The organism is Alkalibacterium sp. s-m-28 (genome assembly GCF_054658175.1).
In genome coordinates, this window is record NZ_BAAGIQ010000349.1 from 1 (window position 1) to 299 (window position 299).

At 47.5% G+C, this 299-nt stretch carries 1 protein-coding gene; it reads left to right on the forward strand.

All coding sequences use genetic code 11. From position 1 onward, the window contains the following. On the forward strand, window positions 1–229 hold a 229-nt coding region (locus ACYQ4S_RS12590; RefSeq protein WP_459771523.1), incomplete at its 5' end, for a transposase. Between the last annotated feature and the right edge of the window lie 70 nt (window positions 230–299).

Here is a 299-nt window from a genome sequence, read left to right on the forward strand (position 1 = left end):
CACAGCGATTCTGCATAACTGGACATTCGCTCAACTGACTGACTTCATTGAATATAAAGCAAGAGAAATCGGTATCGTTGTTAAAAAGGTCAATCCAGAGTATACCTCTCAGACTTGCCCGACATGTCAAACTAGAAATAAAGTAACCGACCGAATGTATCAGTGTGGGTGTGGCTACCGGGGGCATCGGGATAGAGTGGGAGCTCTGAATATCGCCCAAACAACCTAACTCATATGGTCACAGTATGAGTGCCCATGGAGCTATAGGCTCTGCCATGGGAGGGGTGATGGCACACCCT